Below are 281 nucleotides of genomic sequence, written 5' to 3' on the forward strand. Positions count from 1 at the left end.
AATCCTGATTGATGATATAGCCCTCCACATAGGGGTGCTTATATTCCCAAATCCATAGGGAATGGGAATCTGTACGATGGATATCGGATACAAGTATGGTATCTTGTACCACAGCCTCCTTTTCATCCGTAGTAGGGAGTTGCTCTACAGGTTTTTGCTTGCAAGCAACGAGTAACAAAGTACAAAGTAATAGACGATTCATGATAGTTTTGAGTTTTGAGTTACTATTGTTGGTTTAATAATTTATTGGCTTGCTCATTGGTCAATGGACACATTGCCCC

At 39.9% G+C, this 281-nt stretch carries 1 pseudogene; it reads right to left on the reverse strand.

Going from position 1 to position 281, the window contains the following annotated elements:
* Window positions 1–202 (reverse strand): annotated as a pseudogene (locus HMPREF1551_RS13630) (DKNYY family protein); the annotation flags it as partial.
* Window positions 203–281 lie beyond the last annotated feature (79 nt).

The organism is Capnocytophaga sp. oral taxon 863 str. F0517, assembly GCF_000466425.1.
In the GTDB taxonomy this organism is placed as follows: Bacteria; Bacteroidota; Bacteroidia; order Flavobacteriales; family Flavobacteriaceae; genus Capnocytophaga.